An 18,096-nucleotide genomic window follows, 5' to 3' on the forward strand; every position below is an offset into this window, starting at 1 on the left:
CGAAGCGGGGGTTCCTCAATGCGCGGCCAGCTTGAGCAGCTCCGCGCCCTCGGCGACCTGGTCCCCGGGCGCGTAGAGCAGCTCGGCCACGGTGCCGTCGGCCGGCGCGGCGATGGTGTGCTCCATCTTCATGGCCTCCATCACCGCCAGCGGCTGGCCCTTCTTCACCGCGTCGCCGGCCTTCACGGCGAAGGACACGACCTTGCCGGGCATGGGCGCGGTGAGGCGGCCGCCCTCGCCCTCGCCTTCGCCCGCGTGGGCCAGCCGGTCGATCTCGACCAGGCTGGTGGCGCCGCGCGCGCAGAACACGTGCACGGTCTCGCCCGTGGTCCAGGTCTGCACGGTGTCGCGGCGGCCGGCGAACTGCAGGTCGAAGCGTTCGCCGGCCAGCGGCTCGACCACCAGCGGGCCCTGCACGTCGCCCAGCGCCAGCGTGAGCGCGCCGCCGCGCCCGTAGGTGAGCGTGGCCTGCAGCGTGGCGCCGGCGACCTCGAAGTCGAAGCGGCGCGTGGTCAGGCCGTGCGAGCGGAAGCCGTCGCGGCGCGAGAAGGGGTCGGCGCCTTCGAGCGCGCGTTCGCCCAGCAGGGTTTGGGCCACGGCGGCGGCCACGGCCGTGGGCGTGCCCACGCGGTCCTGCTGGAACAGCACGGCCGATTCGCGCGGAATGAGCGCGGTGTCGAGCCGCGCCGTGGCGAAGGACTCGCTGGCCACCACGTGGCGCAGGAACTGCACGTTGGTGGCCAGGCCGACGATGCGGGTCTCGGCCAGGGCCGCGTCCAGCCGCGCCAGGGACTGCTCGCGGTTGTCGCCGTGCACGATGAGCTTGGCGATCATGGAGTCGTAGAAGGGGCTGATGGCGTCGCCCTCGCGCACGCCGTCGTCCACGCGGGTGGTGCCGCGCTCGAAGGCGGTGTGCGCCGGCTTGCGGTAGACCTGCAGCGTGCCGGTGGCCGGCAGGAACTGGTTGTCGGGGTTCTCGGCGCAGATGCGCGCCTCGATGGCGTGGCCGTTCATGCGCAGCTGGTCCTGGCGCAGCGGCAGGGGCTCGCCCGAGGCCACGCGCAGCTGCCACTCCACCAGGTCCAGGCCGGTGATGGCCTCCGTCACCGGGTGCTCCACCTGCAGGCGCGTGTTCATCTCCATGAAGTAGAAGCGCATGGCCTCGGGGTGGTCGTAGCCCTCGGGCTGCTCGACGATGAACTCCACCGTGCCCGCGCCCACGTAGTTCACCGCTTTCGCGGCCGCCACCGCGGCTTCGCCCATGCGCTGGCGCAACGCGGGCGTCATGCCGGGCGCGGGCGCCTCCTCCAGCACCTTCTGGTGGCGCCGCTGCACCGAGCAGTCGCGCTCGAACAGGTAGACGCAGTTGCCCTGCGTGTCGCCGAAGACCTGGATTTCGATGTGGCGCGGGCGCTGCACGTACTTCTCGATCAGCACGGCGTCGCTGCCGAAGCTGTTGCGCGCCTCGCGCTGGCAGCTGGCCAGGGCGGCGGCGAAGTCCTCGCTTTTTTCCACCACGCGCATGCCCTTGCCGCCACCGCCCGCGCTGGCCTTGATGAGCGCGGGGTAGCCGATGCGGTCGGCCTCGCGCTGCAGCAGGGCCGGGTCCTGGTCGGTGCCGTGGTAGCCGGGCACCAGGGGCACGCCGGCCTTTTCCATCAGGCGCTTGGATTCGGCCTTCAGGCCCATGGCCTCGATGGCCGACGAGGGCGGGCCGATGAAGACCAGGCCGGCCTTGGCGCAGGCGTCGGCGAAGGCCTCGTTCTCGCTGAGGAAACCGTAGCCCGGGTGCACGGCCTGCGCGCCCGTGGCCCGGGCGGCCGCGAGAATGCGCTCCCACTGCAGGTAGCTGTCCTTGGGCGCGGAACCGCCGATGTGCACGGCCTCGTCGCAGGCGGCCACGTGCTTGGCGCGCGCGTCGGCGTCGGAGTACACGGCCACGGTCTTCACGCCCAGGCGGCGCGCGGTGGCGGCGACGCGGCAGGCGATCTCGCCGCGGTTGGCGATCAGGATCTTGTCAAACATGGGAGGGTCTCCGGGTGGATGGCCACGCGGGCGCGTGGTCCAGGGTGAGGTGCGGCGCGACGGCGCGCGGCGTGGGATCGGCCAGGCGCGGCACGCGGCCCCAGCAGGGCGCCCGCAGCAGCGCCTGCAGCGATGACAGGTTGAGGTCGGCGTGGGCAAAGGCCGGGTCGACCGCGTTGGCCACCCAGCCCGCCAGCCGCAGGCCACGCGCGCGCACGGCCTCGGCGGTGAGGGCGGCGTGGTTGAGGCAGCCCAGGCGCAAGCCCACGACCAGCAGGACGGGCAGGTCCAGGTCGACCGCGAGATCGGCCGTGTCCCAGTCCGGCCGCAGGGGCACGCGAAAACCGCCGACGCCTTCGACCACCAGCAGATCGGCGCGTGCGGCGAGCGCGCGCGCCGCCGCCAGCACGGCCGCGCGCTCGACCGGCCGGCCTTCGTGCGCGGCCGCGATGTGCGGCGCGCAGGCCTCGCGCCACTGGAACGGCCCGACCTCGGCCTCGTTCAGCCCCAGGGCCTGGGCCGCGTGCAGGTGGCGCACGTCTTCGTTGAACCAGCGGCCGTCGGCGTCCTGCCGCTGGCCGGCCGCCAGGGGCTTGAAAGGCGCCACGCGCCAGCCCCGCGCCTGCAGCGCGAGCACCAGGCCGCCGCTGACGCAGGTCTTGCCGATCTCGGTATCGGTGCCGGTGACGAACAGGCCTTGCATCAGGCCACCTCCAGCGCCACGGACAGCGCGGCGCGTTCCAGGGCGTGCAGCAGCTGGTCCACGTCCTCGGGCGCGTGGCTGGCGCACAAGGTCACGCGCAAGCGCGCGCTGCCCACCGGCACCGTGGGCGGGCGGATGCCCGGCACGCGCAGGCCTTCGGCCTCGAGCCGCGCCGACAGCGCCATGGCCGGCGCGTTGCCGCCCACCACGAGGGCCTGCACCGGCGTCTGCGAATCGATCAGCCGCCAGCCCAGGCCGGCGTGGCGCGCCAGCAGGGCCTGGGCGCCCGCGCGCCATTGGGCGACGCGCTCGCGCAGCGCGGCGCGGCGCCGCCGGCCTTCGGGTCCCTGGATGAGCCGCAGCGAGGTGAGCACGGCGTGCTCCAGCAACGGCGGCGCGGCGGTGGAGAAGATGTAGTTGCGCGCGCTCTGCAGCAGGAATTCGATCACGCGGTCGTGCGCCACCACGAAGGCGCCGGCCAGGCCCGCGGCCTTGCCCAGGGTGCCCATCAGCACCAGGCGTGGGCTGCGCAGGCCCAGCAGCTGCAGGGCACCCAGGCCGTCCTCGCCCAGCACGCCGAAGCCGTGCGCGTCGTCGACCACCAGCAAGGCGTCGTGCGCCTCGGCCAGGGCCAGCAGCTCGCGCAGGGGAGCGATGTCGCCGTCCATGCTGAACACGCTGTCGGTGGCGATGAGCTTGCGCGGCGCCGCGCTGGCGGCCAGTCGCGCGGCCAGGGCCGCGGTGTCGGCGTGCGGGTAGACGCTCACACGCGCCCGGGACAGGCGCGCGCCGTCGATGAGCGAGGCGTGGTTGAGCTGGTCGCAGAAGAGCTCGACCTCGGCGTCGCCCAGCGCGGTGAGCACGCCCAGGTTGGCCATGTAGCCGGTGCAGAAACCCAGCGCGCGGGCCTGGGGAATGTGCCCGGCGAAGGCCTCGCCGAGCCAGGCCGCGACGGCCGCGTGCGCGGCGCTGTGGCCGCTCACCAGCGGCGAGGCGCCCGAGCCGCCGCCCCAGCGCCGCGCGCCCTCGGCCAGGGCCTCGGCGATGGCGGGGTGCGCGGCCAGGCCCAGGTAGTCGTTGCCGCAGAACATGAGCAGCTCGCGCGTGCCGCCCCGCGGATCGCGCACGCGCTGGCGCGGCGCGGTGCCGCTGTCGGCCACGCGCAGGCGCCGCCGCAGGTCGCGCGCGTCGAGGTCGTCCAGGCGCTGGTTCAGGTGCTCAAACCACATCGTTCAGCGTGTCCGTGACGGCCTCGGCCAGCCAGGCCGCGGTGGGAGGGTCGACGAGGTACGGCGGCATGAGGTAGACCGTGCGGCCGATGGGCCGGATCAGCAGCCCGTGCGCGCGCCCCGCGAGGTGGAAGCGCTCGGCGACATCGGCCGCCGCGCCCGGCAGGTCGAAGGCCAGGATGGTGCCGCGCTGGCGCAGGTGCGCCACGCGATCGTCCTGCGCCAGCGGCGCGAAGGCCTGGGCCAGCCAGGCGGCCTGCTCGGCGCAGCGCGCCTCCTGGCCGGCGTCGAAGCGGTCGAGCACCGCGTTGGCGGCCGCGCAGGCCAGCGGGTTGCCGGTGTAGGAGTGCGAGTGCAGGAAGGCCCGCGCGGGGTCGTCGGACCAGAAGGCCCGGAACACGGCCTCGCCGCTGAGCACCACCGACAGCGGCAGGGTGCCGCCGGTGATGCCCTTGGACAGCAGCAGGAAGTCGGGCCAATCGGCCGGGCCCGCCGGCTCGGTGTGCGACCAGGCGAAGAAGCGCCCGGTGCGCCCGCAGCCGACGGCGATCTCGTCGGCGATCAGGTGCACGCCGTGCGCGGTGCACAGGCGGCGCAGCTCGCGCAGGTAGCGCGGCGCATGCATCACCATGCCGGCGGCGCCCTGCACCAGCGGCTCGATCAGCACGGCGGCCAGTTGATCGGCCTCGCGCGCCAGCAGCGCGGCCAGCGCGGCCAGCGCCTGGTCTTCATTGCCGAGGCGGCTGTCGGGCGCGTCCACCAGGCGGCTGCGCATCAGCAGCGGGTCGTAGGCGTCGCGGAAGATGGCCACGTCGGTCACCGACAGCGCGCCCAGGGTCTCGCCGTGGTAGCCGCCGCGCAGGGCGACGAAGCCGCGCTTGCCCTCGAGGCCCTGGTTGCGCCAGGCGTGAAAGCTCTGCTTGAGCGCGATCTCGACCGCGCTTGCGCCGTCGCTGCCGAAGGAGGCGTGCGCCAGCGCGCCGCCGCTGCGCGCGCACAGGCGCTCGGCCAGGCGCACCACGGGCTCGTGCGTGCAGCCCGCCAGCATGGCGTGCGGCAGGGTGTTCAACTGCGCGGTGATGGCCGCGCGCAGGCCCTCGTCGCTGTGGCCGAACAGGTTGACCCACCAGGAGGAGATGGCGTCGAAGTAGCGCCGGCCCTCGCTGTCGAACAGCCAGGGGCCTTCGCCGCGCGCCAGGGGCAGCGGCGGGCGCTGCGCGGCGCGCGCCATCGAGGTGCAGGGGTGCCACACGCGCGCCAGACTGCGCGCGGCCAGCTCGGGCATGGCCGATCCGTTGTTCGTCATACCGGTTCTTGTGCCCGCCCCAGCGCGCGGCGCCAGACGGCGCGCAGGAAGCGGAACAGCGTCCACGTGATCCACCACATGACCAGCACGATAACCACCAGCAGGACCGCAAACACCAGGGGGTGGTTCGTGGCCAGCCACAGCGCGGCCACCACCAGGCCCTCTTCGAGCAGGCTTAAGCCCAGGTTGGTGAAGGGTTCGGGCGAGGCGTTGGCGGCCGCGCGCGCGCTGGTCTTGGCGGCCTGGCTGGTGGCCGCCAGGGTGCCGCCCAGCAGCGCGGCCATCAGCGCCAGGGTGGCGCTGTCGGCGCCCAGCGCGCCGGCGGCGAGCGCGGCGCCGGCCGGCACGCGGATCACGCTGTTGACCAGGTCCCAGAGGGAGTCGACCCAGGGGATCTTGTCGGCGAAGAACTCGATGAAGAGCATGAAGCCGCTGGCGCCCAGCAGCGCGGGGTGCTGCAGCACCTGCAGGCCGGGCGGCAACTCGAGCCAGCCGATCCAGCCCGCCAGGCCGGTGAGGAAAACCACCAGGTACAGGCGCAGGCCGCTGGCCCAGCCGAGCGCGGCGGCCAGCGCCAGCAGCTCGGGCGTGCCCAGGGATCGCAGTGCGTCATTCATGTCGCGTTGCCTCCGGAGCACCCGAGGCACTGGCCTTGCCAGGCCTCTGGGTGCGCCCCACTCCCGCCGAAGGCGAGAGAGGGGGGAGCCGCAAAGCGGCGCGGGGGCAGCTTCATCTCACTGCCAGTTCGGCGCGCGCTTGTTCAGGAAGGAGGCCAGGCCTTCGCGGCCCTCCTCGCTGGCGCGGATGTCGGCGATGCGGCGCGCGGTGTCGGCGCGCAGCTCGGCCGTGAGCGGCTGGCCGGCGACGTCGCGCACCAGGGCCTTGCAGGCGCGCGCGGCGGCCGGGCCGTTGTTGGCCAGGGTGGCCACGATGCCGTCGACCGTGGCGTCCAGCGTCTCGGGCGTGGCCAGCTCGTGCACCATGCCCAGGGCGTGGGCCTGCACGGCGCTGAAGCGCTCGGCCGTGACCATGTAGCGGCGCGCGGCCTGCGCGCCCATGGCGCGGACCACGTAGGGGCTGATGGTGGCCGGCAGCAGGCCCAGGCGCGCCTCGGACAGGCAGAAGGTCGCGCCCTCCACGGCCACCAGCACGTCGCAGATGGCCGCCAGGCCCACGCCGCCGGCGTAGCAGTCGCCCTGCACGCGCCCCACCACGGGCACCGGGCACTGGTCCAGGGTCCAGAGCATGTCGGCCAGGCGCTGGGCGTCGGCGCGGTTCTCTTCCCACGAGTAGCCGGCCATGGCCTTCATCCAGTTCAGGTCGGCGCCGGCGCAGAAGGCCTTGCCGTGCGCGCCCAGCACCACCACGCGCAGGTCCGCGTCCTGCGACAGCGCGCCGAAGGCGTGCGTGAGCGCGGCGATCACCTCGTCGTTGAAGGCGTTGCGCACATCGGGGCGGTTGAGCCAGACGCGCGCCACGTGCGCGCTGGGGCGGGAAACCTCGATCACATCGCTCATGTCAGTACCTCTTCGCAACCTCTTCCAGCATCACTTCGGTGGCGCCGCCGCCGATGGCCAGCACGCGCGCGTCGCGCCACAGGCGCTCGATGGCGGTCTCGCGGATGAAGCCCATGCCGCCGTGGAACTGCTGGCAGGTCTGCACCACCTCGTTCACCAGTTCTCCGGTAAGCGCTTTCAGCATCGACACCTGCTGCACGATGTCCTTGCCCTGCGTGACCGCCCAGGCGCAGTGGTACATGAACTGGCGCGCCGCGCGCACCTTGGCGTCGAGCATCGACAGGCGCTGGCGGATCACCTGCTGGTCCCACAGCGGCCCGCCGAAGGCCTGGCGCTGGCGCACGTGGTCCAGCGTGAGCTGCAGCGCGCGCTGGCAATGGCCCACGGCCATGGCGCCCAGGGCGATGCGCTCGGTCTGGAAGTTTTTCATCACCGCGTAGAAGCCCTTGCCCTCCTCGCCCAGCAGGTTGGCGGCGGGGAGGCGCACGTTGTCAAACACCAGCTCGGCGGTGTCCGAGCTGAGCCAGCCCGTCTTGTGCAGCGCGCGGCCCACGCTGAAGCCGGGCGTTCCCTTCTCGACGATGAACATCGAGACCTCGCGCTTGCCCGGCCCGGTCTTGGCCGCGACGAAGTAGAGGTCGGCGTGCACGCCGTTGGTGATGAACATCTTGGTGCCGTTGAGCACCCATTCATCGCCCTCGCGCACGGCGCGCGTGCGGATGCCGGCGACGTCGGAGCCGGCGCCGGGTTCGGTGATCGCCACGGCGCAGATCGATTCGCCCGCGCAGACCTTAGGCAGGTGCCGGGCCTTCTGCGCGGCGCTGCCGGCGTGGTGCAGGTGCGGGCCGGCCATGTCGGTGTGCACCAGCACGGTGATCACGAAGCCGGCGAAGGTGCTCTGCGACAGCGCCTCGGCGAACACCAGATTGGTCAGCGCATCGGCGTCGCCGCCGCCGTATTCGCCTTCGAAGGCTATGCCCAGCAGGCCGGCCTGGCCCATGCGGCGCAGCACCTCGCGCGGCACGAAGCCCTGCTGCTCCCAGGCCATGCCGTGCGGCTCGACCTCGCGCGCGATGAAGCGCGCCACCTGCTCACGCAGGGTCTGGTGCTCGGGGGTGTCGTAGATCGTGGGTTCCAAGGCTGGTGTCTCCGTCAAGGGTGGCCGGCTTCAGCCGGTCCGGGCGGGCTGCAGCTGCAGGAAGCGCACGAGGTCCAGTTCGGGCCCCGGTTGCCCCAGCAGGGTCAGTGCCGCGGTGATCTGGCCGCGGTGGTGCGTGGCGTGGTTGAACACATGGGCCAGCGTGGGCGCGAAGGGCAGGTCCATGGCCTCGCCATTCGAGCGCGTGTAGCGCAGGCGACCGTCGAAGCGCTCGGCGGGCCAGTGGGTGATGGCCCCGTCCCAGGCCAGCGCGCCATCAAGCACCGCCTGCGCGAGCCGCGCGCGATCGGGCTCGGCCTCCATGTCCAGCGCCAGCGCCGGCGATTCGCCCCGCGCGAAGCGGGGAAACCACAGCAGGCTTTCGCCCACCAGCAGGTGGTTCAGCGTGCCGTGCACGCTCTTGAAGAACAGGCCGACGTCGCGCCGGTAGGCGTCTTCGTCGAGCGCGGCCACCGCCTCCAGCAGGCGCCGCGTGGCCCAGGCGTGGTAGCGCGCGAGCGTGAGGAAATGGGCGCGGGCGTCCATGGCTGCGCTCACATGCGGAACACGCCGAACTTCGGCTCACCGATGGGCGCGTTCAGCGTGGCCGACATCGCCAGCGCCAGCACGCGGCGCGTGTCGGCGGGGTCGATCACGCCGTCGTCCCACAGGCGGGCGCTGGAGAAATAGGGGTGCGACTGGTGCGCGAACTGATCGAGCAGGGGCTGTTTGAACTTCGCCTCTTCCTCGGCGCTCCAGGACCCGCCCTTGGCCTCGATGCCGTCGCGCTTGACGGTGGCCAGCACGCTCGCGGCCTGCTCGCCGCCCATGACGCTGATGCGCGCGTTGGGCCACATCCAGAGGAAGCGCGGGCTGTAGGCGCGGCCGCACATGCCGTAGTTGCCCGCGCCGTAGCTGCCGCCGATGATGATGGTGAACTTGGGCACCTGCACCGTGGCCACGGCCGTGACCATCTTGGCGCCGTGGCGCGCGATGCCCTCGTTCTCGTACTTGCGTCCCACCATGAAGCCGGTGATGTTCTGCAGGAACAGCAGCGGCACCTTGCGCTGGCCGCACAGCTCGATGAAGTGCGCGCCCTTCTGCGCGCTTTCGGAGAACAGCACGCCGTTGTTGGCCACGATGCCGATGGGCATGCCTTCGATGTGCGCGAAGCCGCAGACCAGGGTGCTGCCGAAGCGCGCCTTGAACTCGTGGAACTCGGAGCCGTCGACCAGGCGCGCGATGACCTCGCGCACGTCGTAGGGCTTGCGGGTGTCGGTGGGAATGACGCCGTACAGCTCCTCGGACGGATACCTGGGCGCGCGCGGCTCGATCAGCGCCTGCCTCGCCTCCTTGCGGCGGTTCAGCGTGGCCACGGCCTGGCGCGCCAGCGCGATGGCGTGGGCGTCGTTCTGCGCCAAGTGGTCGGCCACGCCCGAGAGGCGCGTGTGCACGTCGCCGCCGCCCAGGTCCTCGGCGCTCACCACCTCGCCGATGGCGGCCTTCACCAGCGGCGGGCCGCCCAGGAAGATGGTGCCCTGGTTCTTCACGATGATGGTCTCGTCGCTCATGGCGGGCACGTAGGCGCCGCCGGCGGTGCACGAGCCCATCACCACCGCGATCTGCGCAATGCCTTGCGCGCTCATGTTGGCCTGGTTGTAGAAGATGCGGCCGAAGTGCTCGCGGTCGGGGAAGACGTCGTCCTGGTTGGGCAGGTTGGCGCCGCCCGAGTCCACCAGGTAAATGCAGGGCAGCTGGTTCTGCATCGCCACCTCCTGCGCCCGCAGGTGCTTCTTCACCGTCATGGGGTAATAGGTGCCGCCCTTGACGGTGGCGTCGTTGCAGACGATCAGGCAGTCGACGCCGCTCACCCGGCCGATGCCGGCGATCAGGCCGGCGCAGGGCGCGTGGCCGTGGTACATGCCGTGCGCGGCCAGGGGCGCCAGCTCCAGGAAGGGCGTGCCGGGGTCCAGCAGCATCTGCACGCGCTCGCGCGGCAGCAGCTTGCCGCGCTTGACGTGCTTGGCGCGCGCGGCCTCGCCGCCGCCCTGGGCGGCCTGGGCGAGCTGGACCTTGAGGTCCTCCACCTGGGCGCGCATGGCCTCGGCGTTGGCCTGGAATTCGGCCGATCGGGGGTTGAGCTTGGTCTCCAGGATGGGCATGGCCTGTCTCGTGTGGTGGGCGAACGAAGGGCGAGGGTACACCCCCGGCCGCCGCCGCCGGCCGCCATGGCGGTTGCAAATCGCGCCACAAGACCAGGCGCGGTGGCACACTCGCGCCATGCCCGCGGACACCCCCGACCTGCTGCCCGGCCCCGCCCTCACGCCCATGGCGCTGGTCCGGGCCATGGTGCTGGCCTACCGGGCGCGCGGCATGGACCCGGCGGCGGCCCTGGCGCAGGCACAAATTCCGCCAGAGCACCTGAACGATCCGCCAGCGCGCATCACCGCCGCGCAGATGGAGGCTGTGTCCTACGCGGCCATGCGCGAGCTCGACGACGAGGCCCTGGGCTGCTTCGAGCGGGCGCTGCCCTGGGGCAGCTACGGGCTGCTGGCGCGGGCCTCGCTGTCCTCGCCCACGCTGGCGGTGGCGCTCAAGCGCTGGTGCCGCCACCACGGCCTGCTGGCGAACGCGGTCGCGCTCTCGGTCGAGACCAGCGGCGAGCGCGCCGCCATCGCCCTGCGCCTGCGCCGCGACCCCGGCCCGCTCACCGAGCTGTGCGTGGTCTCGGTGCTGCGCAACATCCACGGCCTGGCGGCCTGGTTCGTGGATTCGCGCATCCCCTTGCTGGAGGCGCATTTCCCCTACGCGCCGCCGCCGCACGTCGAGGCCTATGCGGTGCTGTTCGACGCCCCGGCCCGCTTCGGCACAGACCAGGCCGCCATCCACTTCGATTCGCGCTACCTCAGCCTGCCCCTGCGCCGCGACGAAGCGGCCATGAGCCAGTTGCTGCAGCGCGCGCTGCCGCTGACGGTGCGTTCCTACCGGCGCGACCGCCTGCTGGTGCAGCGCGTGCGCCAGCTGCTGGCCCGCCAGCCGCTGGAGACCCACAATGCCGACGACCTGGCCGCCCTGCTGCACACCTCGGCGCGCACCCTGCACCGCCAGCTGAGGGAAGAAGGGGCCAACTTGCAGGCGCTGAAGGACGAGGTGCGGCGCGAGCGCGCGAGCCAGCTGCTGCTGCGCACCGACCGGCCCATCAAGCAGGTGGCCGAGGCGGCGGGCTTTCGCAACGAGAAAAGCTTCATCCGCGCCTTCCGGGCCTGGACGGGACAGTCGCCTGGCGACTTCCGGCGGCGCTGACGCGGCAGCCCACCCGACGAGCGTCGCGCGCCCCCGCGCGCCGGCCTCGGCCCGGCAACGCCGGTTCCGCGGTGTCTCGGGACAAAAGCCGGTCACAATCGGGAATCGTTCTCATTTAAATTGCCCGCCCATGATGCTGCGCATTCCCCAGGTGCTGACGCCCGAGCAGCTGCGCCAGTGCCGCCAGTCGCTGGAGACCGCGGACTGGACCGACGGCCGCGCCACCGCCGGCCACCTGGCCGCCCAGGTCAAGCACAACCAGCAGCTGGGCGACGACCAGCCGGCGGCGCGCCAGGTCGGCGACCTGATCCTGCAGGCCCTGGGCCAGCACCCACTCTTCCTGTCGGCCGCCCTGCCGCTGAAGGTGCTGCCGCCGCGCTTCAACCGCTACCAGGGCGGCGGCCGGTACGGCGCGCACGTGGACGCGGCCATCTTCAGCGTGCCGGGCACGCCGCACCGGGTGCGCAGCGACCTGTCGGCCACCCTGTTCTTCAGCGAGCCACACGAGTACGAGGGCGGCGAACTGACCGTGCAGGACAGCTTCGGCCAGCACAGCGCCAAGCTGGCGGCCGGCGACCTGGTGCTCTACCCCGGCACCAGCCTGCACCACGTCACCCCGGTCACGCGCGGCGTGCGGCTGGCGGCCTTCTTCTGGGTCCAGAGCCTGGTGCGCGACGACAGCCAGCGCGCGCTGATGCTCGAACTCGACACCGCCATCCAGCAGCTTGTGCGCGACACGCCCGGGCACCCCGCGCTGGACCGGCTCACCGGCGTGTACCACAACCTGCTGCGGCAATGGGCGAACACCTGATGTCGCCATCGGCGAGCCCACGCGACATGAAGCCGCCGCTGGCGCAGATCCCGCCCGAGGTGGCCGCCGTCAGCGACTACGAACCGCTGGCGCGCGAGCGCATGACGCCCGCGGCCTGGGCCTGGCTGCAGGGCGGCGCGGCGGATGAAATCACCCTGCGCGAGAACCAGGCCGCCTTCCAGCGCCTGCGCCTGGCGCCGCGCGCGCTGGCCGAGCTGGCCGGCGCCCACACCCGGCTCACGCTGCTGGGCCAGGCCTTCGAGCACCCCATCTTTGTCGCCCCGGTGGCCTACCAGCAGCTCGCGCACCCCGACGGCGAGAGGGCCACGGTGCTCGCCGCCGGCGCCCTGGGCGCGGGCATGGTGGTGAGCACGCAGGCCGGCCTGCCATTGGACGCGCTGGCGCGCCAGGCCACCGCGCCGCTGTGGTTCCAGCTCTACGTGCAGCACGACCGCGGCTTCACCCGCGAACTGGTGCACCGCGTGCAAGCCGCGGGCTACCGCGCCCTGGTGGTGACGGTGGACGCGCCCGTGAGCGGCGCGCGCAACCGCGAGCAGCGCGCCGGCTTCGCGCTGCCGCCGGGCCTGAGCGCCGTGAACCTGCAGGGCGTGCGCAACCCGCCGCCCCACACCGCGCCCCTGGGTCGCCCGCCCCTGTTCGACAGCCCGCTGGTGGACACGGCCCTGACCTGGCGCGACATCGCCTGGCTGCGCGAGCAGACCGCGCTGCCCGTCCTGCTCAAGGGCGTGCTCTCGCCCGCGGACGCCGTGCGCGCGGCCGACGAGGGCCTGGATGGCGTGATCGTCTCCAACCACGGCGGGCGCGTGCTCGACACCGTGCCCGCCACCATCGAGGCCCTGCCCGCCATCGCGCGCGCCGTGAACGGCCGCCTGCCGCTGCTGCTGGACGGTGGCGTGCGCCGCGGCACCGACGTGTTCAAGGCGCTGGCCCTGGGCGCCTCGGCCGTGCTGGTGGGCCGGCCCGTGCTGCATGGCCTGGCCGCCGCTGGCGCGCCCGGCGCGGCGCATGTGCTGCACCTGCTGCGCGCGGAACTGGAGATGGCGATGGCCCTGACAGGCTGCCGCACGCTGGCGGATATCGACGAGAGCCGGATCTGGCGCGGCGGCTGAGCCGCGCCCCGCTCAGAGCCGCAGCTCGCGCATGTGGTGGAACACCCGCGCCACCGGCAGGCCCTCGAAGGCGCGGCCATGGCCCTGGGTGCAGAAGCCCCAGACCGTGGCGCCCGCGGCCAGGCCGGCCTGGGCGCCGGGCGCGGTGTCCTCGATGACCAGACAGCGCCTCGGGTCCACCCCCAGGTGCGCGGCGGCGGCCAGGTAGACGTCGGGCGCCGGCTTGGAGCGCGGCAGGTCGTGGCCGCTGAAGATGGCGTCGCCGAACCAGCGCGCCAGGTCCACCTGCTCGAGCTGCATCACCACCTTGGCGCGGTCGGCGCCCGAGGCGCAGGCGATGCGCCCGCCCACCGAGCCGTGCAGCTGTGCCACGGCCTCGTGCACGCCCTCGATGGCCTTGAGCTCGGCGCGCAGGCGCTCATTGCGCCGCGCGTAGAAGGCCTGCAGCCATTCTTCGGACCAGGGGCGGCCGGTGTGTTGCTCGATCAGCGCGCGCTGGTCGCGCACCGCGCGGCCGATGAACAGGCGCTCGCAGTCCTCGGGCGAAATCGCCCAGCCCGCCTCGACGAGCGACTCGCGCAACACACCGTTGGTGATGGGCTCGCTGTCGACCAGCACGCCGTCGCAATCAAACAAAACCGCCTCGAAACTCACCGCTTGTCCTCGCTCGGAAAATCGCCGTCCACGTAGTACCAGAGCCCCCCCTCGCGCATGAAGCGGCTGCGCTCGTGCAGGCGCTGGCCCCGGCCCGCCACGCGCGAGCGCGCGACGAACTCGACCTCGGCGTGGTCGGCGTCGATGGCGCGGTGCGCGCGCACCTGCAGCCCCAGCCACTTCACGCCCGGCTCCAGGTCCAGCGTGGCCGGCCGCGTGCTGGCATGCCAGGTGGCCAGCAGGTGCGCCACGTCGCCGCGCACGAAGGCGCTGTAGCGCGAGCGCATGAGCGATTCGGCGTCGGGGGCGGGGGTGGCGGTGCCGAGGTAGCGGCCGCAGCAGGCGTCGAAGGCGGGGCCGCGACCGCAGGGACAGGGCGCGCTGGTGGGGGTGGGCATCGGGAATCGCGGAAGAGGGCGGATTATCGATGCCCCTGCAATCCCTGGGGCCACGCGGGGCGGACCGCACAATGCGCGCACCCCAAGGAGAACCCATGACCGCTCTCGACAGCTTCCCGATCACGAAGAAGTGGCCCGCCCGGCACCCCGACCGCCTGCAGCTGTACTCGCTGCCCACGCCCAATGGCGTGAAGGTGTCCATCGCCCTGGAAGAAACCGGCCTGCCGTACGAGCCGCACCTGGTGCGCTTCGACACCAACGACCAGCTCTCGCCCGAGTTCCTCTCGCTCAACCCGAACAACAAGATCCCGGCCATCATCGACCCGAACGGTCCCGAGGGGACGCCGCTGGCGCTGTGGGAATCGGGCGCCATCCTGGTCTACCTGGCCAGCAAGAGCGGCCAGCTCCTGCCCCGCGACGCCGGCGCGCGTTACGAGACCCTGCAGTGGCTGATGTTCCAGATGGGCGGCATCGGCCCCATGTTCGGCCAGCTCGGCTTCTTCCACAAATTCGCCGGCAAGGACTTCGAGGACAAGCGCCCGCGCGACCGCTACGTGAACGAGAGCAAGCGCCTGCTGGCGGTGCTGAACCAGCACCTCAAGGGCAAGCGCTGGATCATGGGCGAGCAGTACACCATCGCCGACATCGCCACCTTTCCCTGGGTGCGCAACCTCGTGGGCTTCTATGGCGCGGGCGAGATCGTCGGCTTCCAGGACTTCCCCGAGGTGCAGCGCGTGCTCGAGGCCTTTGTCGCGCGCCCCGCCGTGCAGCGCGGGCTCAACATCCCGGCGCGCGACTGAGCCCAGGCACGAAGGGTCGTCGTCCAGGGGCGCCGCGGAACTGGCTCTGCCAGGCCGCAGGCGCCGTCCCCCCTTCCGGGGGAAGCCGCGCAGCGGCGCAGGGGGGCTTCCTACTTCCGCCAGAAGTGGCCGGTGAAGAGCACCAGCACCGTCAACAGCTCCAGCCGGCCCAGCATCATCGCGAAGCTCAGCACCCAGATCTGGCCGTCATTGAGCACGCCATAGTTGCTCGCCGGCCCCACCAGCCCCAGGCCCGGGCCGATGTTGTTGACCGTGGCGACCACGGCGGAGAACGCGGTGACGATGTCCAGCCCGGTGAGCAGCAGCAGCATGGTCAGGCCCACAGTGGCCGCGCCGTAGATCAGCATGAAGCCGAACACCGCGTTCATCACCTGCGGCGGCACCACGCCGCCGGCCAGCGTGACCGGGTTGACCACGCGCGGGTGGATGATGCGGACCAGTTCGCGCCGCGCCTGCTTGATCAGCAGCACCATGCGGACCATCTTGATGCCGCCGCCCGTGGAGCCCGCGCAGGAGGCGAAGCAGCCCAGGAACATGAGCAGCACCGGGGCGAACACCGGCCACTGCGCGTAGTCGACCGACGCATAACCCGTGGTGGTGGCCACCGAGACCACGTGGAAGGCCGCGCTGCGCAGGGCGGTTCCGACGTCCGTGTACACCCCGTTCACCAGCAGCAGCAGCGTCACCACGGCGATGGCCGCGGCCAGCACCACCAGGTAGGTGCGGATCTCGCGGTCGTTGGTGATGGGCCGCAGCGAGCGGTGCTTGATGACCACGAAGTAGCGCAGGAAGCTGATGCCCGCCATGGTCATGAAGGCGGTGGCCACCCACTCGATGCGCGCCGAGTTGTAGTGGCCGAAGCTGGCGTCGTAGGGCGACAGGCCGCCCAGGCCCATGGTGGTGCACATGTGCATGAAGGCGTCGGCCCAGCCCATGCCGGCCCAGCGGTAGGCCAGCATGCAAGCCACGGAGAACAGCGCGTACACGCCCCAAAGGCCGCGCGCGGTCTCGGCGATGCGCGGGGTGAACTTGGTGTCCTTCATGGGGCCGGGCGTCTCGGCGCGGTAGATCTGCATGCCACCCAGCCCCAGCAGCGGCAGCACGGCCACCACCAGCAGCATGATGCCCAGGCCGCCGACGAGCTGCAGGAAGCAGCGCCAGACGTTGATGGACACCGGCAGCAGGTCCAGCCCCGAGATCGCCGTGGCGCCGGTGGCGGTGAGCCCGCTCATGGCCTCGAAGTAGGCCTTGCTCAGGCTCAGGTCTGGCACGCTGTAGTACAGCGGCGCGGCGGCGTAGGCCGGCAGCACCACCCACACCAGGTTCACCAGCAGAAAGCCGTCGCGCGGCATGAGCTCGCGGCGGTGCCGCCGCGTGAGCATCCACAGGGCCCAGCCGCTGCACACGGTGGCCGCGAAGCCGAAGGCCCAGACCAGCACGTGGTGGTTCTTGTCGAGGAACCAGGCCCAGGCCATGGGCACCAGGAAGGTCGGCGAGAACGCCAGCAGCACGCGCGAAAAGACGTTGAGGACGGGCAGCCAGAGGGATTGCATGGTCGCTCGGCCGTCAGCCGAAGAAGGTGGCGCTGACCTGGAACAGCTTCTCGACCTCGCGCACCAGGCGCTTGTTCGGGATGAACAGGATGATGTGGTCGCCGGCCTCGATGAGCCGGTCGTGGTGCGGCATCAGCACCTCGGAGTTGCGCCCTTCGCCGCGCACGATGCCACCGATGCGCGTGCCCTTGGGCAGCTTGAGCTCTTCGATGCGGCGGCCCACGAGCTTGCTGGTTTTGGCGTCGCCGCGCGCGATGCCCTCGAAGGCCTCGGCCGCGCCGCGGCGCAGGCTGTGCACGGCCGCCACGTCGCCGCGGCGGATGTGGGTGAGCAGCTCGCCGATGACGGCCTGCGAGGGCGAGATGGCGATGTCGATGGTGCCGCCCTGCATCATGTCGGCGTAGGCGCGGCGGTTGATGAGGGCCATGACGCGGCCCGCGCCCAGGCGCTTGGCCAGCATGGCCGACATGATGTTGTCCTCGTCGTCGCTGGTGAGCGCGAGGAACATGTCCATCTCGCCCACGTTTTCCTCCTCCAGCAGGTCTTCGTCGGCGCCATCGCCCTGCAGGATCAGCATGCTCGAGGGCAGCTGGCTCGCCAGGTACTCGCAGCGCTTCTTGTCGCGCTCCAGCAGCTTCACCTCGCACTGGCCCACCAGGCTGCGCGCCAGGCGCAGGCCGACGCGGCCACCGCCGACGATCATCACGCGCTGCACGGGCTTGTCGGTGTTGTGGATGGCCGAGAGCACGTCGCGGATCTTGTCGGTGTCGGCGAGCACGAAGATCTCGTCGCCCGCGAGGATGCGGGTGGAGGGCGTGGCCTCCATCTCGGTGTCGAGCCGGTAGAGCGCGACCACGCGCATTTCGCAGCGGGTGTAACGCTCGCGGAACTCACCGATGGTGTGCCCCACGAGCGCGCCGCCGTGGTTGGCGCGCACCGCGATGAGGCTGGCGCGGCCATCGGCGAACTCCAGCACCTGCAGGGCCTCGGGGTAGCTGATGAGCTGGCGGATGTAGCGCGTGACGGACTCTTCGGGACAGAGCACGTGGCTGACGGAGAAGCCGGTCTGCGAGAGCAGTTCGTCGCCCTCGATGAACTCGGGCGAGCGCAGGCGCGCGATGGTGGTGGGCACGTTGAACACGTCGTGCGCCACCTTGCAGGTCACGAGATTGGTCTCGTCGGCCGCCGCGCAGGCGATGACCATGTCCGCGTCCTTGGCGCCGGCGTCGCGCAGCACCGAGGGCTGGATGCCGTTGCCCACCACGCCGCGCAGATCGAGCTTGTCTTCGAGCAGGCGCAGGCGCGCCGGGTCCATGTCGATGACGGTGATGTCGTTCTGCTCGGAGACCAGGCTCTCGGCCACGCTCTCGCCCACGCGGCCGGCCCCGAGGATGATGATGTTCATAAAAGTATGGTACCCCCCGCGCCGCCTGCGGCGTCACCCCCCAGGGGGCGGTGCCTGCGGCCCGGCAAAGCCGGTTCCGCGGCACCCTCGGTCAAGGCATTTC

The 18,096-nt window shown here is 72.0% G+C and carries 17 protein-coding genes; 4 read left to right on the forward strand and 13 right to left on the reverse strand.

Annotation, left to right across the window (positions count from 1 at the left end; all coding sequences use genetic code 11):
• Positions 1-15: 15 nt before the first annotated feature.
• The 9 genes from BHU06_RS23170 to BHU06_RS17110 form a co-directional block, all read right to left on the reverse strand.
• Positions 16-2,025 (reverse strand): acetyl/propionyl/methylcrotonyl-CoA carboxylase subunit alpha, encoded by a 2,010-nt coding sequence (locus tag BHU06_RS23170; RefSeq protein ID WP_070400416.1) that lies wholly within the window; start codon positions 2,023-2,025, stop codon positions 16-18.
• Entirely contained in the window at positions 2,018-2,728 is a 711-nt protein-coding gene (gene bioD, locus BHU06_RS17075; RefSeq protein ID WP_070400417.1) for a dethiobiotin synthase, read from the reverse strand. The genes BHU06_RS23170 and bioD overlap by 8 nt, the downstream gene beginning before the upstream one ends.
• Positions 2,728-3,957, reverse strand: coding sequence for an 8-amino-7-oxononanoate synthase (locus BHU06_RS17080; protein ID WP_070400418.1), 1,230 nt, complete (start codon positions 3,955-3,957; stop codon positions 2,728-2,730). The genes bioD and BHU06_RS17080 overlap by 1 nt, the downstream gene beginning before the upstream one ends.
• A complete protein-coding gene (gene bioA, locus BHU06_RS17085) occupies positions 3,947-5,263 on the reverse strand; it encodes an adenosylmethionine--8-amino-7-oxononanoate transaminase (protein ID WP_083293287.1) in 1,317 nt (438 codons plus the stop codon). The genes BHU06_RS17080 and bioA overlap by 11 nt, the downstream gene beginning before the upstream one ends.
• Complete coding sequence (locus tag BHU06_RS17090) at positions 5,260-5,880, reverse strand: DUF4126 domain-containing protein (RefSeq protein WP_070400419.1); 621 nt, start codon at positions 5,878-5,880, stop codon at positions 5,260-5,262. Before BHU06_RS17090 ends, bioA begins: the two co-directional genes overlap by 4 nt.
• A 117-nt stretch (positions 5,881-5,997) precedes the next feature.
• On the reverse strand, positions 5,998-6,780 hold the full coding sequence (locus BHU06_RS17095; protein WP_070400420.1) for an enoyl-CoA hydratase/isomerase family protein: 783 nt from the start codon (positions 6,778-6,780) through the stop codon (positions 5,998-6,000).
• A gap of 1 nt (position 6,781) precedes the next feature.
• A complete protein-coding gene (locus BHU06_RS17100; protein WP_083293288.1) occupies positions 6,782-7,918 on the reverse strand; it encodes an acyl-CoA dehydrogenase family protein in 1,137 nt (378 codons plus the stop codon).
• A gap of 30 nt (positions 7,919-7,948) precedes the next feature.
• A complete protein-coding gene (locus tag BHU06_RS17105; RefSeq protein WP_070400422.1) occupies positions 7,949-8,464 on the reverse strand; it encodes a DinB family protein in 516 nt (171 codons plus the stop codon).
• A gap of 8 nt (positions 8,465-8,472) precedes the next feature.
• Positions 8,473-10,080: a carboxyl transferase domain-containing protein gene (locus BHU06_RS17110; protein ID WP_070400423.1), complete on the reverse strand. Its 1,608-nt coding sequence runs from the start codon at positions 10,078-10,080 to the stop codon at positions 8,473-8,475.
• A 118-nt stretch (positions 10,081-10,198) separates the two neighbouring features.
• On the opposite strand from BHU06_RS17110, the gene BHU06_RS17115 reads away from it, so the two are divergent.
• The 3 genes from BHU06_RS17115 to BHU06_RS17125 all read left to right on the forward strand — a co-directional run bounded on the left by BHU06_RS17115 (position 10,199) and on the right by BHU06_RS17125 (position 13,162).
• Positions 10,199-11,221, forward strand: a complete 1,023-nt coding sequence (locus tag BHU06_RS17115; protein WP_070400424.1) for an AraC family transcriptional regulator — start codon at positions 10,199-10,201, stop codon at positions 11,219-11,221.
• Between the two features lie 130 nt (positions 11,222-11,351).
• Positions 11,352-12,032 (forward strand): Fe2+-dependent dioxygenase, encoded by a 681-nt coding sequence (locus BHU06_RS17120; protein WP_070400425.1) that lies wholly within the window; start codon positions 11,352-11,354, stop codon positions 12,030-12,032.
• A complete protein-coding gene (locus BHU06_RS17125; protein WP_083293289.1) occupies positions 12,017-13,162 on the forward strand; it encodes an alpha-hydroxy acid oxidase in 1,146 nt (381 codons plus the stop codon). Before BHU06_RS17120 ends, BHU06_RS17125 begins: the two co-directional genes overlap by 16 nt.
• 12 nt (positions 13,163-13,174) lie before the next feature.
• On the opposite strand, the gene BHU06_RS17130 is transcribed toward BHU06_RS17125, so the two are convergent.
• Positions 13,175-13,816: an HAD family phosphatase gene (locus BHU06_RS17130; protein WP_070400426.1), complete on the reverse strand. Its 642-nt coding sequence runs from the start codon at positions 13,814-13,816 to the stop codon at positions 13,175-13,177.
• On the reverse strand, positions 13,813-14,214 hold the full coding sequence (locus tag BHU06_RS17135; RefSeq protein WP_070400427.1) for a YchJ family protein: 402 nt from the start codon (positions 14,212-14,214) through the stop codon (positions 13,813-13,815). Before BHU06_RS17135 ends, BHU06_RS17130 begins: the two co-directional genes overlap by 4 nt.
• 95 nt (positions 14,215-14,309) lie before the next feature.
• On the opposite strand from BHU06_RS17135, the gene BHU06_RS17140 reads away from it, so the two are divergent.
• Complete coding sequence (locus BHU06_RS17140; protein WP_070400428.1) at positions 14,310-15,014, forward strand: glutathione S-transferase N-terminal domain-containing protein; 705 nt, start codon at positions 14,310-14,312, stop codon at positions 15,012-15,014.
• Between the two features lie 110 nt (positions 15,015-15,124).
• On the opposite strand, the gene BHU06_RS17145 is transcribed toward BHU06_RS17140, so the two are convergent.
• The gene (locus BHU06_RS17145; protein WP_070400429.1) at positions 15,125-16,588 is read right to left on the reverse strand and encodes a TrkH family potassium uptake protein; all 1,464 of its coding nucleotides are present in this window, start codon (positions 16,586-16,588) and stop codon (positions 15,125-15,127) included.
• Positions 16,589-16,601: 13 nt separating this feature from the next.
• Positions 16,602-17,993 carry a Trk system potassium transporter TrkA gene (gene trkA / locus BHU06_RS17150; protein WP_070400430.1) on the reverse strand — a complete coding sequence of 464 codons (1,392 nt, stop codon included), beginning with the start codon at positions 17,991-17,993 and terminating at the stop codon, positions 16,602-16,604.
• Between the last annotated feature and the right edge of the window lie 103 nt (positions 17,994-18,096).

Origin of the sequence: Hydrogenophaga sp. PML113, assembly GCF_001777155.1 — a bacterium.
GTDB classification, from domain to species: domain Bacteria; phylum Pseudomonadota; class Gammaproteobacteria; order Burkholderiales; family Burkholderiaceae_C; genus Hydrogenophaga; species Hydrogenophaga borbori.